Raw genomic sequence first — 14,258 nt, 5'->3', positions numbered from 1 at the left:
CGGGATACTAACGGGAGAAATAGCCTGCTCGGCGGCACGGGGTCGCGCCGCCGAGTGGAGTGAATTCGCAATCAGAGATTGGGACTGTAGTCGAATCCGCCACGGGCTTCGCTGTCGCTGAAGCTGTCGATTCGCGCCTTGCGGCACAGCAGGCCGTTGACCAGGGAGCCGGGGAACATCTGGATGGCGTTGTTGAAGTCCTCGACATTGCGGTTGAAGATGCGGATGGCGGCACCCACCTGCTCCTGCTGTTCGCTGATTTCCGCCATGACCTGGGAATAGGTTTCCGACGCCTTGAGTTCGGGATAGGCCTCCACGGCCACCTGCAGCCCTTTCAGCAGCGCCGTGGTGCGCTGTTCCGCCTGGGCCAGTTTGGCGGTGTCCACGCCGTTGCCCAGGTCTGAGATGGCACTGCGCAGGGCAGTCACTTCCTTGAGCACCGAGGCCTCGTGCATCCGGTACTGCTCGACCATCTGCTCCACATGGGGAATGATCTTGTTTTTCTGCCGCTCCTGGGTCAGCACCGAAGCCCAGGCCCGGTCTACGGCATTGTGTTTGCCGATAATGCCGTTGTAGATGGTGATGACCAGAATCAGCAGCACCAGCAGGGGCAATAACAGAATCAGGGATTCAATCATGAGTAACTTCCTTGGTTTGCGGGCGCGCCCGGAAATTGTTGTCGCTCAGGCGCATGATACCGTGCAGCGCGTCGAGCAGTTGCTTGAGTTTGACCAGCTCGGTGTGGCCGGCAATTTCCTCGACAAAGGCTGCCGGATTGTTCAGGTCGTGCTGTGGCTTCTGTGACAACAGGTCGTCGTCATCGAAGGCCAGGCAGAGTCGGCCTTCGGCGGAAATCTCCAGCACCGCATCCTTCAGGCTCTTGCCGAGGCCGCTCAGCAATTCCAGGATTGCGGGACTCAGAAAGCGGGCCGCCGACATCTCATCTTCCGCGCGCACATCAAACAGACGATTGAAGGTGTTGGACGCACTGCGGTAGCGCTCACCTTTGAATTTGAGCCCGCTATCCGCACTCAGGCCTATCCCGCTGGCAAAGGGAAAGTCCAACAGCAAGCCGTGGCGATAGTAGTGATCGTATACGGTGCGCGTGCTGGTATTGCCCTGGGAATCCGTCGTGGTCACGGTGCGCTGGCGCACATAGTGGAAATGGTAGAGCTCGTAATCGAAGCTGTGTTCATCACCCCGATACTGCCCGCGGTAGAGCGCCTTCAATTCCCTGGTGTGATTGCCCCGGTCAAATTCGCGAAAGGTGTCCAGCAGCGTCTCTATTCGCCCCTTGGTCGCAACCGGCTTCAGGTCATTGTTGAAAAGCGAATCGAGCAGGTATATGCGCTTGGATACGGGTTTCCTCCAGTTGCGGCGCTTGCGCAGGCTGGTCCAGATTGCACTGCTCGCCACCAGGGCGCAAATGGCGAAGCCCACGACCGGGCTCCGGCTGCCACCGTTGGTAACCAGCGTGGCTGTTCCACTCAGCAGCATCCAGTAAATGTGGTGCCACATGGGCACCAGCGCCAGCAATCCCCCCAGAACAGTGATAGCGGCGATACGGGCCGGGGCCGCGGGCAGCGGCAGATGCAGGCCGCGCTCCTCCAGCCGGAGTGCAATAAAGAAAGCGATCAATGGCGGTATCCAGAAGCTGCTGAAACTGAAGGCGAAATAAATCAGTTGCTGGACGCGATAAAAAACTTCGCTTTCGACGGAGCCATATAGAAAGCCCTCGATAAACGCAATTGCCAGGCATATGGCGCTTAAGGCAATCAAACCCCACTGCAATAGGCGCATGGGACGGTCATTGTAATCCAGTGGCCCGGGGTGATTTTCCACGGCCCTGATGACCTCTACCAGGTCGGCCTGTGTGGTGGAGGCCTCGACATCGGCCTTGATACTGGCAATATTGCCTGCCACCTGGCGGTTGTGATTCATACAGCTCCCTCTTACAACCGGACGGCCTGATCAGAAATCCGTGTGGCAATTTCTGTAACCGAAGTTGCCGCTTAAACTTCCAGGCGAAATGCGGAAGTCAGATTGTACTGGCTATGCTTCGATTTTAAAGAGGAAATTTCAATTTCAACGTTAAAAGACGGAGGGAAATTTCCCGCAACTGCAATCACACCGAATTTTTCCGGCCTCCACCACATCGCGCTCGCGCAGTTTTCACTCCTCCCAATCCTCCTCGTAACATTCGTAGTACGGCTGGGACTCAAAAAACTCCTGCCAGCGGGCATCCTGTTCGTGCCGGCACTGCAGCTGGTAGAGGCCATCGCCCTCCCCCACAAAAAAACCATCGTGGTCGTTATCCAGCGCAAAGAGGTAACGCCTGATCACCGGCAGGAAGAACGCATCCTGCAGCCCCAGTTGCAGGGCACAATCGGCCAGGGGCGGTTTGTAGTCTTCCCCCATGCAACCCTCGGAATTCGCATACTCGCTGAAATTGTCCAACACCCGCGCCATGACAGGGTGCGCCTCGACCTGCCTTGCCGCCTGCTCAAAGAAGCGGGCTTCATTCCACTGCTGCCGCCCGTCTTCGAACAGCAAGGCGATGGTCCTGTCACGGCGCAGGGCGGCGCAATCCAGTGTCAGCTGCTGCAGCTGCATCAGGGCGGCCAGCCGCTCGGACGGGTCATCCAGGTCGTCCACGCGGATACAGTTGCGGCCCAGGCGATTCAGTAGCCACTGCTGTTGCGGCGACGGCTGCCAGTTGTGCCGCCAGTCGTGCACCTGCATTTTGAGGCCAGCGCTTTGTTCCAGTTGCGTATCCACGGCTTCCGGCACCGCACTGCGGGCAAGACTGTAGCGGCAGTCGAAGAGCAGAGACGGGCCTGCGCGCAACAATTGTCCCGGCGCTTGCAGCAGCGGCGATTTCAGGGAACCGTCCAGGCCGACGCAGCGAAGCGAGCCATCCTCCCAGCCCAGCCACAGGAGCTGCTCATCGGGATAAAGCAGGCTGATGCTCAGGCTTTGCAAAACTCCGGTCGCCGACTTTTCATCACCAAAGTGGGGATAGCGTCGGACCCATACCGGCACAGAGCGGTTTCCACTGTCGAGATCCACCCATTCTATGCCCAGGGCCACACCGCCCTCAGTCGCTTCCGCGGGCATCAGTATCGGCAGTGCCGCCAGGCCGAGTTCGGCGCAAATGGCGATGGCTTCCCGCTCGGGATGCCAGTCCTGCGGCGGCGTCGCCAGGGGATACACACGATAGCGCGGCCCGCGCTCCGCAAGGTCGATACGCAGCAGGTATTGGAAGTGCACCCGGCTGCCGCTTTCACTGTCGTACTCTTTATCGACGCAGTGCAGTATCAGGCTGTTGCCCGGGCCCGGGTAGAGGCGCTGGCGGCAGGACAGCTCAAAGCAGGGTTCGTTTTCATCCCGATAGTCAAAACCGCCGCCGAAACAGTCGTCGTCATAGAGGTCGAGTTCGATGGCCGGGCTGGCGAAGCCCTCCGCATCAGGCTGCAGCGACAGCTCCTGCAAAAAAAAATCGTCGTGCCGTTCGAACAGCACCATCAGCGCCCCGCCATCGCGGCGGACGGTCCCCTGGACATCGCCAGAGTCACGTTTGTAGTGCTTCAGCAAGCGGCACTGGCGGCCGCGAAAATCCAGCAGATAGAAACAGCCAAAGGCATCACCGAAAACACAGCTTCCGGCATTGGACCAGCCGAGCTGGCGGATCAACCCGCAGCAATGCACCAGCTCGCAACACCAGAGCAGCTCACTGCCGCCGCCTTCCGCTTCGGTGCGAATACGCAGTAAATGTATAAAGGGAGCACCGCGATCGTATTCCACCGCGATAAGCATTTCGCCTGCTGCGGGATCAAGGGGGCCGGGGAAGAAATCCACTGTCGATACTCCTTTCGATCAAGTGCCACCAGCCAGCTTCCGGCGGGCGGTCGGCATTCCATTTTTTGCGTGGATGTTCAGAGATTAAGGCGGGGTTGCCCCACCGCCGAATGGCAGTGGGGCGGCAGGGAATCAGCCCACTTTTTCGCCGTGGGCCTGCTTGTCGGCATGATAGGAGGAACGCACCAGCGGACCGCAGGCGGCGTGCTTGAAGCCGATCTGCTCGGCGTAGCGACGGTATTCCTCGAACTCGTCCGGGTGCACATAGCGCTGCACCGGCAAATGCTCCTTGCTCGGTTGCAGGTACTGGCCGATGGTCAGCATGTCGATATCGTGCGCGCGCATATCGTCCATCACCGCGAAGATCTCTTCCTTCTCCTCACCCAGGCCCACCATCAGGCCGGACTTGGTCAGTACATCCGGGCGGCGCTTCTTGTATTCCTGCAGCAGTTTCAGCGACCACTTGTAGTTGGCGCCGGGGCGGGACTCGCGGTAGAGGCGCGGCACCGTTTCCAGGTTGTGGTTGAACACATCCGGGGCCTCTTTTTCCAGGATATCCAGCGCCACGTCCATACGGCCGCGGAAATCCGGGGTCAGTATCTCCACCTGCAGGTTGGGCGAGTGTTCACGGGAGATGCGAATACAGTCGGCGAAGTGCTGGGCACCGCCGTCGCGCAGGTCGTCGCGGTCCACCGAGGTGATCACCACATAACGCAATCCCATGGCGGCGATGGCCTCGGCGAGATGCTTGGGCTCCTCCGTATCCAGCGGCAGCGGCTTGCCGTGGCCCACGTCGCAGAAGGGGCAGCGGCGGGTACAGATCTCACCCATGATCATGAAGGTGGCGGTGCCGCCGCTGAAGCACTCGCCCAGGTTGGGGCAGCTGGCCTCCTCGCACACGGTAGCCAGCTTCTGCGAGCGCAGTATGCTCTTGATGCGATCGACTTCTTTTGAGGCCGGCACCTTGACGCGGATCCAGTCCGGCTTGCGCAGCACCTGGTCGCTGGCGATCACCTTGACCGGGATGCGCTCAACCTTGTCGCCGTCGCGAAGTTTTTCGCCCTCCTGCAGACGGCGGGTGCGCTTTACCGGTACCAGGTCGGGTTTGTCAGCCATTGCTCGTTTCCTGCTCCTCTGTCCCCTGTTCGGGGGCGCTCAGTTGCGCAAATGAATTTTCGTCTAAGGGTTGCCAGTTTGACTCGGGCAAGGCGAGCGCGCGCTGTAGTTCGCGCACATAGACTTCCGCCACCGGCTGCCAGCCCGGTACCGGCTGCAATACCTCAGCCATTTGCACCATCTGCATACCGGCGTAACCACAGGGGTTGATACGCAGGAATGGCGCCAGGTCCATATCGATATTGATCGCGATGCCGTGGAAGCTGCAGCCACGGCGCACGCGCAGGCCGATGGAGGCGATCTTGTTGCCGGCGCGCGGGCCGTCGGTCAGGTAAACGCCGGGTGCGTCGGCGCGCGGGGCGGCGGCGATTCCGAAGGTCTTCAGCATTTCCACGGTCGCGGTCTCCAGCGCGGTGACCAGATCGCGCACGCCAACCTTGGCCCGACGCAGATCCAGCAGCGGGTAGACCACCAGCTGGCCGGGGCCGTGGTAGGTGACCTGGCCGCCGCGGTCTACCTGCACCACCGGAATATCACCGGTATTCAGCAGGTGTTCGGCCTTGCCCGCCTGGCCCTGGGTGAATACGGGCTCGTGCTCGACGCACCATATCTCGTCCAGGCTGCTGTCGTCGCGGGTGTCTGTGTAGCGGGACATGGCGCGCCACACAGACTCGTAGTCGCGCCGGCCCAGATTGCGAACGATGGCCATCAGAGCACCATATGCACCGACGGGTGCGCCTTGAGCTCTTCGAACAGCGCCTTCAGCTGCGCCTCGCCGGTGGCGACGATAAAGAAGGTCATGGAGGTGAAGTTGCCGCTCTTGCTGTCGCGCAGGGTTATACGCTCCTCGTCGAGGCCCGGCGCATGGCGGCGCATGACATCCAGCACAAACTCGTGCACCTGCTCATCGGCGTCACGAACAACCTTGACCATATAGTCTTCGCAGGGAAACTCGATTTTCGGGGGCTGGGGATCTTGACTCATACCACTCTCCAGGGCCGCGCAGTAGACAGGGTGAAACCGGGAACACGGCCGGGCGGCGATTATACAGTGGTGCGTGTTTAGTGGACAGGGAGGGGGATGCGGAATGCGGAATGCGGAATGCGGACAAATTGCCTGGAACAGATTTGCACAGCCGAACGCTGCCCGCGAAGCGGGTTAAGCGCAAGGACGCGCCTCATGAATGCGGAATAGTATCTGCCTGCAGGAGCGATAGTGGCCGCAATCGACCTTTTAGTCACACAAAAGATCGATCGCGGTCGCCAGAGTCTGCGGTAGCACTATTTCAGGCCGCGTATTCCGCATTCATCATTCCGCATTTACTGGAAGAATCCCATCACAAAGCGCTTGATCGCGTCCCAGAGACGCTTGAAGAAACCGGCCTGCTCCACATCCTCGGCGACGACAGCCTTGACGTCTGCGACTGTTTCTCCATCCAGGGTCACAACCACCTTGCCTACCGGCTGCCCCTTGGTCAGCGGCGCTTCCAGCTCGCCATCGATGATCAGGTCGGCCTTGATACTCTCCTCACCGCCGCGGGGGATGGTGACGAAGACGTCCCTCTCCACAGCGATACCCACCTCGGGCTCCTTTCCGCCCCAGACGCGCTCGGTCTGCAGGATATCATCCTTGCCGTACACCTTGTGGGTCTGGAAGTAGCGGAAGCCGTAGGCGAGCAGTTTCTGGGTCTCACCGGCGCGCTTCTCGTCGCTGTCGGTGCCCACGACAACGGCGATCAGGCGCATGCCGCGCTTGACCGCGGAAGCCACCAGGCAGTAACCGGCCTCTTCGGTGTGACCCGTTTTTATGCCGTCTACCGCCGGATCGCGCCACAGCAGGCGGTTGCGGTTGGGCTGGTTGATACCGGCGTAGCTGAAATACTTCTCCGAATAGATGTCGTAGTGCTGCGGGTGATCGGCGATCAGGGCGCGGGCCAGGGTGCCCAGGTCCCGCGCGGTGGTCAGGTGTCCATCTGCTGGCCAGCCGGTGGCATTGACGAAATGGGTGTCCTGCATACCCAGCAGCTCTGCCTGCTGATTCATGACCTCCGCAAACACTTCCTCGCTGCCGGATACATGCTCCGCCAGGGCGATACTGGCGTCGTTACCAGACTGGATGATCACGCCGCGCAGCAGGTCGATCACCGGTACCCGATCTCCCACCTTGACGAACATCTTGGAGCCGCCTTTGCGCCAGGCTTTCTCGGAGATACGTACCTGGTCCTTCTCTTTGATACTGCCCTTTTCGATTTCCTCGGAAACGATATAGGCGGTCATCATCTTGGTGAGGCTGGCAGGGGGGATCTGCTTGTCGGCATCCTTTTCCACCAGTATCTGGCCGGTATGGGCATCGATCAGCAGGTAGGCGGTAGCGGCCAGTTGCGGCGGCGCCGGAATCAGGGATTGGGCCTGGGCCAGGGCGGCGCAGAGTGTCAGGATGGTGCAGGCAAAAATCCGTTTGATCATGGTCGGGTGTCTCATTATTCCTCGTATTCGCTGGTATCTTCCCAAAAGGTTTTACTTACTCGTAGACGACTTGCGGCTGGCCCAGGCGCTTCTGCTCCACCGTTTCGCGCGCCGCCACCAGGGCGCGCTGCTGGGCGATTGGTCCGATGCGCACGCGGTAGTATCTTTTGCCGCCGCGCTCAACGGGACTGACCGATACAGGATAGTCGAGTTCCGCTGCCAGCTGGGCGCGCACGCTATTGGCCTGGTTGGCGCTGCTGTAGGCGCCCACCTGTAGATAGGTGTTATCCGGCAGCTTGAAACTGGCATCCTGGGCCAGCGCCTCGCGCGCGGACACATCCTTTTCCACTGCCAGAGTTTCGCCGGCGGCCGGCAATGAATCCGGATCGAACGCCTCCACCTCGACCCGCGCCACCCCCTTGTTCAGGTAGCCCAGCTTCTGTGCCGCGGTGTAGCTCAGGTCGATGATGCGGCCGGGCACAAAGGGCCCGCGATCATTGACGCGCACAATAACACTGCGGCCATTCTCCAGGTTGGTGACCTTGGCGTAGCTGGGCAGCGGGAGTGTCTTGTGGGCCGCGGACATGGCGTACATATTGTAGACCTCGCCATTCGCGGTGCGCCTGCCGTGGAATTTGGTCCCGTACCAGGAGGCGTGGCCGCGCTCCTTATAACCCTTGACGTTGCCGCGCACCCGGTAGGTGACGCCGTTGACCTTGTAGGGGGACTTGTTGCCGGCCTTGCCGATGGGCTCGCGCACCGGTGTGGGCTCGGGCGCCGCCAGCATATCCACGGGGACCTTGGGACCGCTGTCCTTGATGGAATCGAAGTCGGGTTTGTCCTGCTGCCCGCTGCAGGCCGCCAATAGGAGAGCGGCCAACGCCACTCCCAGTCGCGCATTGCACTGATACATGATTCCCCCCGGCACGCGGCGAAAACTGCCGCCCCCAAGCCGTTGTTATACGAAGCTGTCTGATAAAGTTGAATTGGTTCGATTATCGATATGGACAATGGTTCCGCCGCAGCGGAACCCGATTTTTATTCAGTGCTACTCAGGATCTGCCACCACGCGCCTTGACGATCTCCTGCGCCAGGTCATAAGCCGCCATCGAATAGAGGCGGCTGCGATTGTAGCGGGTAATCACATAAAAGTTGTTGAGACCTATCCAGTACTGCTTGCCCTGCTCTGTCTGCAGCGAAAACACACTGGCCGCCATTTCCGGCGATACCTGGGCGGTGGTGGGGAAGCCCTTTTCCGCCAGTTCCCCGACGGTCCAGTTCGGATCCAGGGAGTCATTGACGACGGTCATATCGGCATTGGGGCGCGGATTGGCCAGCACAACGACCGGCTCGCCGGCCTTCCAGCCGTGCTCGGCGAAATAATTGGCAACGCTGCCGATGGCGTCCTCGGTGTTGGTCCAGATATCGACGCTGCCGTCGCCGTTAAAATCCACGGCATAGGCGCGGTAACTGGAGGGCATAAACTGGCCGAAGCCCATGGCGCCGGCATAGGAACCCTTCAACTCAGTGGGATCCATACCCTGGTCGCGGGTCAGCAGCAGGTAGTTTTCCAGTTCCTTGGTGAAAAAAGCGGAGCGGCGCGGGTAGTTGAAGGCCAGGGTGGCCAGCGCATCCAGCACGCGGTAGCCGCCCATATTGCCGCCGTAGCGGGTTTCGATGCCGATAATGGCGACGATCATCTCCGCCGGCACGCCGTATTTTTTCTCGGCCGCCGCCAGTGCCTTGGCGTTCTTGTCCCAGAAATCGACCCCGCCGGCGATGCTCTGCGGGGTCAGGAAGATCTTGCGGTACTCGTACCAGGGCTTGGCCTTTTCTGCCGGCCGCTTGATCGCCTTGAGAATGGACTCCTTCAGCTTGGCCTCGCGCATCAGGTCATTGAGTTCCTCACGGTCGAAGTCGTGCGTTTCCACCATATAGTCGACAAACGCCTTTGCGTGAACATTGTCGCCGTGGCCTGGCTCCTGGGCGCAGGCGGCGAGCATCAGCCCCATCCCTGCCAATAATCCTGTGGTCCACTTCAAAACAACCGCTCCTGTACTCATAGTGCTTCTCTACATCCAAGTTTTTATTGCGGCGCCGCGACCGCCAATCCACAACTCTAGAAAGAGACCCTGCGACGCTCTGTGCCGATGGCCATCAGGATACCGAACCCGGCCATCAGAGTAATCAGCGAAGTGCCGCCGTAGCTCACCATCGGCAGCGGCACCCCCACCACCGGCAACAGCCCGGTGACCATGCCGATGTTCACAAACACATAGACAAAGAAAGTGAGCGTAATACTCCCCGCCAATAGACGGCCGAAGACCTGCTGGGCCATAAAACTAATATAGATGCCGCGCGCAATGATCAGTATGTACAGCAGCAACAGTAGCAGTGCGCCGCGCATGCCCCACTCTTCCGACAACACCGCGATGATAAAGTCCGTGTGGCTCTCGGGCAAAAAGTCCAGCTGCGACTGGGTGCCCTGCATATAGCCTTTGCCGTAGAGGCCGCCGGAACCGATGGCCGCCTTGGACTGGAAGATGTTCCAGCCGGCGCCGAGACGGTCCGCATCCGGGTCCAGCAGGGTGAGGATGCGCTGACGCTGGTAGTCGCGCAGCCCCCATTGCCAGATGGGCCAGGCGGAGACCAGCAGCGCCATGGCGGCAGCGCCGATCATCTTCCAGCTGAGACCGGCCAGGTAGAGCGCGAACAGGCCCGAGGCGGCGATCAGGATGGAGGTGCCCAGGTCCGGCTGGCGCACGATCAGCGCGGCCGGCACGCCGACAATCGCCAGGGCGCCGATCACAGTAAAGAAGGAGGGCGGCAGCTGGCGCTTGTGCAGGAAGGCGGCCACCGACATGGGCACCGCCAGTTTCATCGCCTCGGAGGGCTGGAAGCGGAAACCGCTGATCTCCAGCCAGCGCTGGGCCCCCTTGGCACCCACGCCGATAAACAGCACCGCGACAAGCAGCCCACAGCCGCCGATATAGGCCCAGGGCGACCAGCGCCGGTACACGTCCAGCGGAATCTGTGCGACCACAAACATGCCCACAAATGCCACCACCATAAACACGGCCTGGCGCTTCACATAGTGCACATCGCCACCGGCCGCACTGTGGAGCACACCGAGCCCGATCGCCGCCAATACCATCAGCAGCACCAGCAGCGGCACGTCGATATGCCAGCGGCGAGACAGACTCACCGGGCGGCTGAGGCTGCCGTGGGAATCCGGCAGCCGGTGTGCGTAATCGCGACTAGCCATTGTCCTGCCCCCCGTTGATCCCCTCGCGCCGCGCCGTCTGCTCCAGCGGACGCGACATCCAGTCGAAAAATACCTCGCGCGCCACCGGGGCGGCCACCTTGCCCCCACTCTCGCCGTTCTCCACCAGTACGGCCACCGCAATCTGCGGGTCATCCAGCGGGGCGAAGGCCACGAAGAGCGCGTTGTCCCGGTGGCGCTCCTTCAGCGCCTCGGATTCGTAGCGCTCGCCCTGGGCGATACCCACTATCTGGGCGGTGCCGGATTTACCCGCCACGCGGAATTCCAGATCCCTGCCGGCGCGCTTGCCGGTGCCGCGGGTGTTGTAGACCACCGCCTCCATACCCTTGAACACCAGGTCCCAATTTTCCGGCTTGGCCTCCACATGGTGCAGCACCTCCGGCGGCTGCTCCACACCGTCCACCGCCATCACCACCTGGGGTTTGTAGTGGGTGCCGCGGTTGGCGATGGTGGCGGTCATCACCGCCAGTTGCAGCGGCGTGGCCAGTACGAAGCCCTGCCCCAGCACCGCGTTCAGGCTGTCGCCGGGGAACCAGGGCAGGCCGCGGGCGCCGCGCTTCCAGTCCCGCGACGGGAAGAGACCGGGGCGCTCTACCGGCAGGTCTATGCCGGACTTGGCGCCGAGGCCAAAGCGGGTGGCGATATCGTGCATGCTGTCGATATTCCAGCGATAGGCCATGTCCCAGAAAAAGGTATCGCAGCTCTGCTCCAGGGCCTGGATCAGATCCACCTTGTTGCCGTGGCCCCAGCGTATATGGTCGCGGTAGATGCGCGGGTCGTTGGGCAGCTTGTAGTGGCCGGGATCCTTGATGGTGGTCTCGGCGCTGATCACCCCCGCTTCCAGGCCGCCCAGGCCCATCATGGGCTTCAGGGTCGAGCCCGGCGCATACTGGCCTTGCAGGGCGCGATTGAACAGGGGCACATCGAGGGAGTCGGACAGCGCCCGGTAGTCGTTGAAACTGATACCGGTGACAAACAGGTTGGGATCGAAGGAGGGTTTGCTGACAAAGGCGAGCACGCCACCGGTCTTCACGTCTATGGCCACCACGGCACCGCGCCTGTCCCCCAGGGCCTCTGTAGCAGCTCTCTGCAGGCGCGCGTCCAGGTGTAGCGTCAGCTCGGATCCCGGTTTGGGATCGTGGCGCTCCAGTACCTTCAGCACGCGGCCGCGGGCGTTGGTCTCCACATTCTCGTAGCCCACCTCGCCCAGCAGCAGGTCTTCGTAGGAGCGCTCCAGGCCCGCCTTGCCGATACTCTGGGTGCCGCGGTAGCGACGCACATCCTCTTCGGTAAAGGTGGTCAGGTCGCGCTCGCTGATGCGACCCACATAGCCGACGCTGTGAGCGAAAAGGTCGGTGAGCGGATAGTAGCGCACCAGCTCCGCCTCCACCGACACCCCGGGCAGGCGGAATTCGTTCACGCTGATTCGCGCTATCTCTTCCTCGCTGAGGCGGAAGCGCAGCGGTACAGGCTGGAAGGGGCGCCGCCGCTGCAGGCGCGTTTGAAATTTCTTTACATCGCTGTCGTCGAGGCGCACCAGGTGGCCGATCAGCTCCAGGGTGGCGTCCATATCCCCCACCCGCTCGCGCACTATCGACAGATTGTAACTGGGGCGGTTGTCCGCCAGCAGTGTACCGTTGCGGTCGTAGATAAGCCCCCGGGTCGGTGCCACCGGGCGCACCTGGATGCGATTCTCATCCGACTGGGTGCGGTAGTCGTCGTAGTTGACCACCTGCAGGTTGTAGAAGCGCACCACCAGCACCCCCAGCAGCACCGCGACACCCACGAGCGCCACCAGCATGCGGTTGCGAAACAGCCGCTGCTCGGTGATGGGGTCTTTGAGGTGCAGGTCGTGGGGCATGGAGGCGTGCGACTGGCTCGGTGGATGGCGCGGAATTTGTCTAATTTGCGTACATTACCATAAGTGGTCTGTGGTTGGTGGCGAGTGGTCGGCAATTCACACCGGCCACCGACCACCCGCCACCGCTCACTTGTGATACGGATGGCCCGCCAATAGACTCCAGGCCCGGTAGATCTGTTCCGCCAGCAGTACCCGCACCAGCGGGTGCGGCAGGGTCAGCGGCGACAGGGACCAGCGCTGGCGGGCGCGCCCCAGGCAGTCGGCGGAGAGTCCGTCCGGCCCGCCGATCAGCAGGCTGACATTCTCGCCGAGCATCTGCCAGCTCTGCAGCTGCTGTGACAGCTGCTCGGTACTCCATGGCTTGCCCTGCACATCCAGTGCGACCACATGGTCGCGCTGCCCCAGGGCAGCCAGCATCGCCTCGCCCTCTTTCTGTCGCGCCTTTTCGATCAGGGCCGGCGAGCTCTTCTGGCCGCGGTTCCCCAGGGGGGTCTCCACCATCTCCAGCGCCAGCTCCCGCGGCAGGCGCTTGGCGTACTCGGCGTAGCCCTCCTGTACCCAGCCCGGCATCTTGCCGCCGGCAGCCACGATTCGTATTTTCATGGGCGGGCCTTCACCGGGAATCAGGCCTCGTGCGGGTCGCTGCCGTCGGCATCTTCGCGGGTATTGGGCGTCATGGACCAGAGCTTCTCCAGATCGTAGAAACTGCGCACATCCGCCAGCATCACGTGCACTACCAGGTCGCCGTAGTCCACCAGCACCCAGTCGCCCTGCTCCATACCCTCGACACCGATGGGGCGCACGCCGGCCTTCTTACCCTCTTCCACCACATTGTCGGCCAGGGATTTGACCTGGCGGTTGGAGGTGCCGGTGCAGATCACCAGGTCGTCCATCACGTCGGAGAGTTCGGATACATCCAGGGAGACGATGTCCTTGCCTTTCAGGTCGTCCAGTGCCGCCAGGGCGATTTCTTTGATATTTGTCATAACACCTTTATTCGTCGCTCGGGTCGCCGCTTTCCGCGGTCTCCCGATAGAGTTGATTGTCGTCAATGTAATTCAGTACCGCCGCCGGCAGCAGATAGCGCGGGGACCGGCCGCTGCCAATCAGGTGGCGGATATGGGTGGCGGAAATCGGCAGCAGTGTCTGCTCCCGCACCACCAAGCGCCCGCGGGACTCTGTGTGCAGATCCCCGATTGTGCCTCTGTGCCGCTTCAATACTGCGGCGATCTCTCCACCGGCTGGCAGCTGCCAGCCGGGGCGGGTCACCACCACCAGGTGGGCCAATTCTAATAGTTGCTCCCAGCGGTGCCAGCTGGGCAGAGTCAGCAGAGAATCCAGCCCCATGCAAAAGCTGATGGAAACCTGGTCGCCCAGTTCCGCCCGCAGTTCCTCCAGCGTATCCACTGTGTAGGTGGGCCCCGGCCGTTCGAGTTCGCGCTCGTCCAGCTGCAGCTCGTCGCAGCCCTCCAGCGCCAGCGCCAGCATCTGCCGGCGCTGCCCGGCGGAAACGCCCGGTGTCTGCCGGTGCCTGGGCTGGTGGCTGGGCACCAGGCGCATCTCGTCGAAATCCAGCGCCTGGCGCAGTTCCAGCGCCATGCGCAGGTGGCCGAAATGCACCGGGTCGAAGGTGCCGCCGAACAGGGCGATGGTGTGCAGTTTGTTACTCATCAAT

The 14,258-nt window shown here is 61.7% G+C and carries 14 protein-coding genes; all 14 read right to left on the bottom strand.

Annotation, left to right across the window (positions count from 1 at the left end; all coding sequences use genetic code 11):
• Window positions 1-71 precede the first annotated feature (71 nt).
• Window positions 72-638 (bottom strand): LemA family protein, encoded by a 567-nt coding sequence (locus IG627_RS08385; RefSeq protein ID WP_193191906.1) that lies wholly within the window; start codon window positions 636-638, stop codon window positions 72-74.
• Entirely contained in the window at window positions 631-1,941 is a 1,311-nt protein-coding gene (locus IG627_RS08380; RefSeq protein WP_193191905.1) for a DUF3137 domain-containing protein, read from the bottom strand. Before IG627_RS08380 ends, IG627_RS08385 begins: the two co-directional genes overlap by 8 nt.
• Before the next feature lie 231 nt (window positions 1,942-2,172).
• Complete coding sequence (locus tag IG627_RS08375; RefSeq protein ID WP_226864856.1) at window positions 2,173-3,858, bottom strand: hypothetical protein; 1,686 nt, start codon at window positions 3,856-3,858, stop codon at window positions 2,173-2,175.
• 132 nt (window positions 3,859-3,990) lie between these two features.
• The gene (gene lipA / locus IG627_RS08370; RefSeq protein ID WP_193191903.1) at window positions 3,991-4,974 is read right to left on the bottom strand and encodes a lipoyl synthase; all 984 of its coding nucleotides are present in this window, start codon (window positions 4,972-4,974) and stop codon (window positions 3,991-3,993) included.
• Window positions 4,967-5,683: a lipoyl(octanoyl) transferase LipB gene (lipB, locus tag IG627_RS08365; RefSeq protein ID WP_193191902.1), complete on the bottom strand. Its 717-nt coding sequence runs from the start codon at window positions 5,681-5,683 to the stop codon at window positions 4,967-4,969. The genes lipA and lipB overlap by 8 nt, the downstream gene beginning before the upstream one ends.
• Window positions 5,683-5,958: an HP0495 family protein gene (locus IG627_RS08360; protein ID WP_193191901.1), complete on the bottom strand. Its 276-nt coding sequence runs from the start codon at window positions 5,956-5,958 to the stop codon at window positions 5,683-5,685. Before IG627_RS08360 ends, lipB begins: the two co-directional genes overlap by 1 nt.
• 335 nt (window positions 5,959-6,293) lie before the next feature.
• On the bottom strand, window positions 6,294-7,439 hold the full coding sequence (locus tag IG627_RS08355; RefSeq protein ID WP_193191900.1) for a D-alanyl-D-alanine carboxypeptidase family protein: 1,146 nt from the start codon (window positions 7,437-7,439) through the stop codon (window positions 6,294-6,296).
• Between the two features lie 55 nt (window positions 7,440-7,494).
• Window positions 7,495-8,352 carry a septal ring lytic transglycosylase RlpA family protein gene (locus IG627_RS08350; RefSeq protein ID WP_193191899.1) on the bottom strand — a complete coding sequence of 286 codons (858 nt, stop codon included), beginning with the start codon at window positions 8,350-8,352 and terminating at the stop codon, window positions 7,495-7,497.
• A 139-nt stretch (window positions 8,353-8,491) separates the two neighbouring features.
• Window positions 8,492-9,502 carry a lytic murein transglycosylase B gene (mltB, locus tag IG627_RS08345; protein ID WP_193191898.1) on the bottom strand — a complete coding sequence of 337 codons (1,011 nt, stop codon included), beginning with the start codon at window positions 9,500-9,502 and terminating at the stop codon, window positions 8,492-8,494.
• A gap of 56 nt (window positions 9,503-9,558) precedes the next feature.
• Complete coding sequence (rodA, locus tag IG627_RS08340; protein ID WP_193191897.1) at window positions 9,559-10,704, bottom strand: rod shape-determining protein RodA; 1,146 nt, start codon at window positions 10,702-10,704, stop codon at window positions 9,559-9,561.
• The gene (gene mrdA, locus IG627_RS08335) at window positions 10,697-12,583 is read right to left on the bottom strand and encodes a penicillin-binding protein 2 (RefSeq protein WP_193191896.1); all 1,887 of its coding nucleotides are present in this window, start codon (window positions 12,581-12,583) and stop codon (window positions 10,697-10,699) included. The genes rodA and mrdA overlap by 8 nt, the downstream gene beginning before the upstream one ends.
• 126 nt (window positions 12,584-12,709) lie before the next feature.
• Window positions 12,710-13,186, bottom strand: coding sequence for a 23S rRNA (pseudouridine(1915)-N(3))-methyltransferase RlmH (rlmH, locus tag IG627_RS08330; RefSeq protein WP_193191895.1), 477 nt, complete (start codon window positions 13,184-13,186; stop codon window positions 12,710-12,712).
• 20 nt (window positions 13,187-13,206) lie between these two features.
• On the bottom strand, window positions 13,207-13,569 hold the full coding sequence (rsfS, locus tag IG627_RS08325) for a ribosome silencing factor (protein WP_193191894.1): 363 nt from the start codon (window positions 13,567-13,569) through the stop codon (window positions 13,207-13,209).
• A gap of 7 nt (window positions 13,570-13,576) precedes the next feature.
• Window positions 13,577-14,254, bottom strand: coding sequence for a nicotinate-nucleotide adenylyltransferase (nadD, locus tag IG627_RS08320; RefSeq protein WP_193191893.1), 678 nt, complete (start codon window positions 14,252-14,254; stop codon window positions 13,577-13,579).
• Between the last annotated feature and the right edge of the window lie 4 nt (window positions 14,255-14,258).

Source organism: Microbulbifer taiwanensis, from assembly GCF_014904815.1.
Lineage (GTDB): Bacteria > Pseudomonadota > Gammaproteobacteria > Pseudomonadales > Cellvibrionaceae > Microbulbifer > Microbulbifer taiwanensis.
Note: the sequence above shows the minus strand (reverse complement) of the source record. Positions and strands in the feature narration are given on the sequence as shown.